Annotated in this window: 3 protein-coding genes; all 3 read right to left on the minus strand. The window is 65.8% G+C overall.

The window, feature by feature from the left end; all coding sequences use genetic code 11:
- Nucleotides 1–125: 125 nt before the first annotated feature.
- Entirely contained in the window at nucleotides 126–1,619 is a 1,494-nt protein-coding gene (locus AC4FAH_RS13305) for a 4Fe-4S binding protein (protein WP_286988372.1), read from the minus strand.
- A 41-nt stretch (nucleotides 1,620–1,660) separates the two neighbouring features.
- Nucleotides 1,661–2,521, minus strand: coding sequence for an FTR1 family iron permease (locus AC4FAH_RS13310; RefSeq protein ID WP_287020433.1), 861 nt, complete (start codon nucleotides 2,519–2,521; stop codon nucleotides 1,661–1,663).
- Nucleotides 2,522–2,597: 76 nt separating this feature from the next.
- Nucleotides 2,598–2,795 (minus strand): cupredoxin domain-containing protein (locus AC4FAH_RS13315; RefSeq protein ID WP_490246190.1); only part of this gene is annotated, 198 nt, incomplete at its 5' end.

The raw sequence follows: 2,795 nt of genomic DNA on the forward strand, positions 1-2,795 counted from the left end.
GAAGGCTCCTTGATCGTAGTTTGAGAAAACGCCGCATGTCGCTGAAAGACAAAGCCCCGCCAATCGGCGGGTCTTTGTCTTTCAGGCATTGAGCATCTCTCAGTCAGCATCCAGCCAGCAGGGCGTCACCAGCCCCAGAACATCAGATACCAGATGCCCAGCGCGGGCAGGCAGGCCAGCGCGACACTCGCGGTACCGATCAGTCGTGCAGCGTTGCCGGCAAGCAGGCCGCCGTTGCGTTGCTCACCGTTGTGCTGCTCACCGGTGATGCGCCAGGCCAGCCGCAGCCCCCACAGGCAGGCCAGTGCCAGCAGGGTGGCGCGCAGATCATTGGCCCAGGTGAGATTGATGCCATCACCGCGCAGCAGCGTCATGGTGGTGGCGGAGAGGCCGAGAAACACGCCCAGCCCGCCCAGCGGAATCAGGCTCAGCGAGAGGTGCCACAGGCGTGACAGCGTCGCCTTGCCACCCATCAGCCAGTTGCCCAGCAGCAGCGGCAGGCTGGTGAGCGCGCCCAGCAGGCCGCCACCGACCACGATCCACAGCGTGATCAGGCTGCCATCGAGCAGGTTGAAGACATCGTTGTGCTCGGGGTAGTTGGTCAGAATCCAGGTCGGCAGGGTGGTGGTCAGCGGCCACATCAGGTCGTGATCGACCAGCCAGAAGGCCAGCTGCTGCTTGAGTGCGACGAACCACGGGCTGGCGCTCCAGCTGAAGGCGCCGATGGCGATGCCGAGCAGGCCGAACACCAGCACCGAGTAGTGGGTGAAGCGCACCGGCTGCGGCGGCTCGACCAGCTCCACGCCCGGCGCACGCCACTCCAGCTGCATCGCGTCCTTGTAGCCGCTGCAGCGTCCGCAGACATGACAGTCACCGGCGCTGTCGAGCTGCTTGAGCGGAATCAGCGGCGCGCAGTCAGGGGCGTGCATGCGCACGGCGTTGCCCTGACGGGCAGCCTGATTGTGGGCGTTCCAGCGGGCCTGATCGGTACGGAAGTGGGTCGGTGACAGGCGCGCCAGCAGATTGAAGACGCCATTCACCGGACACAGCTGACGGCACCAGACGCGCGTGCCCTTGCCGTAGATCAGCCCGACGATGATCGCGGCCACCGTCGAGCCCCCCAGTACCACCAGTGCGCCCAGCGGGTACTGATAGACGCTGGCCAGCTGGCCATACAGCGTGGTGCCGAGGAAGGCCACGAAGGGCCAGCCGCCCCAGCGCATCCAGCCGGGAATCGGGCGACCCAGGCCGATGCGACTGGCGGCTTCGGTCAGGGTGCCTTCGGGGCAGAAGACACCGCACCACACGCGCCCCATCAGCACCATGCTGATCAGTACGAAGGGCCACCACAGCCCCCAGAACACGAACTCGGCGAACACCGTCAGGTTGGTGAGGATATGCGCCTGGTAATCCGGCAGCGGCAACATGGCCGGCACCACCAGCAGAAAGGCATAGACGCCGACCACCAGCCATTGCACCAGCTGGATCAGACCACGCCGCTGCTGCATCGCCTGTCCGAAGCGCGCGATGCGCGTGGCCTGACGGCCAGGCGAGGTGCCGCCATCACTGGCGATGAGGTTGCTTATGTCACCGTGGGGGCTGGAGCCGCAATTGGCCATGACTATCGTTTCTCCTGACTGGCAGATCGCGTGAACAAGACTCAGCTGCGCGCGCGGGCAGTGAGCTGACGGCGCTGGTCCACGCGCTCCCTCTTGCGCTGACGCTTCATGAGGCTTGTGACGATGACCCAGTAGCCGAGATAGCCGACCACCATCGTCGTGGCAGGCCAGGCGCGATAGCCGGCGAAGGTCGCCAGCAGTCCGCCGAGGCCGCTGCCATCATCGAGCAGCCAGCTGGAATCCCACAGCGGGTCGAGGCCCTCCGGCAGATAGCCGAGGCCGATCAGCTGCTCGAGGCCCGACATCAGCAGCGACGCCGCCAGCAGCAACAGCAGGATTTCGGTCACGCGGAAGAACAGCTTCCACGAGAACAGGCGTGAACCGAGCTGCAGCGCCATGAAGGTCGCCACCGCGAGGGCGAAGCCGAGGCCCGCAGCGAGCGCGAAGCTGGCGATGCCGCCGGACTGCAGGCTGGCGGCGCCCATGCCGTAGAGGAAGACGACGGTTTCCGCGCCTTCACGCGCCACGGCGATGGCAACCAGCGTCGCCACGCCCCAGTAGCTGCCGGAGGAGACGGCGCTGGCCAGGCCGCTCTCGAGTTCGGCCTTGAGCGTGCGGCCCTTGGTGCGCATCCACAGCACCATCTGGGTGATCAACAGGCAGGCGGTCAGCACCAGTACGGCCTGGAAGACCTCCTGCGCGGTGCCGGTCAGCCAGGTGTTGGCGCCCATCAGCGCCGCCCCCATCAGGCCGGCCAGCACCAGACCGGCGACGACCCCGCCCCACAGGTAGCGCAGGCCCGCGCGGGTGCCCGACTGCACCAGCCAGGCGTGCATGATGCCGATGACGAGAATGGCTTCGACGCTTTCACGCCAGACGATAAACAGGATCTGATCAAACATGCGGACTCTCTTCTACTGACGTTCGGTGCGCGCCATCGATGACGAAAAAGGCGTCATTGGCACAGGGTGGCCGAGCTTATTCGGCGACGACCTTGCCACGCGCGTCCGGCAGGTGGAAATCATCGAAGAAGTCATAGCTGCCCGCGCGCAGCGGATGGATGACGACGAACGACTTCACGCCCGGTGCCAGCACCTTCTCCTTGCGCAGGGAGTTGCTCTCGAATTCGGCCGGCGTATTGCCCGCGTTGTGCAGCTGGATGACGAATTTCTCGCC

It is taken from the genome of Cobetia sp. (genome assembly GCF_983723665.1).

Coding starts and splice junctions, on each gene's coding strand:
- AC4FAH_RS13310 (WP_287020433.1), bottom strand. CDS start 2,521: ATGTTTGATCAGATCCTGTTTATCGTCTGGCGTGAAAGCGTCGAAGCC.
- AC4FAH_RS13305 (WP_286988372.1), bottom strand. CDS start 1,619: ATGGCCAATTGCGGCTCCAGCCCCCACGGTGACATAAGCAACCTCATC.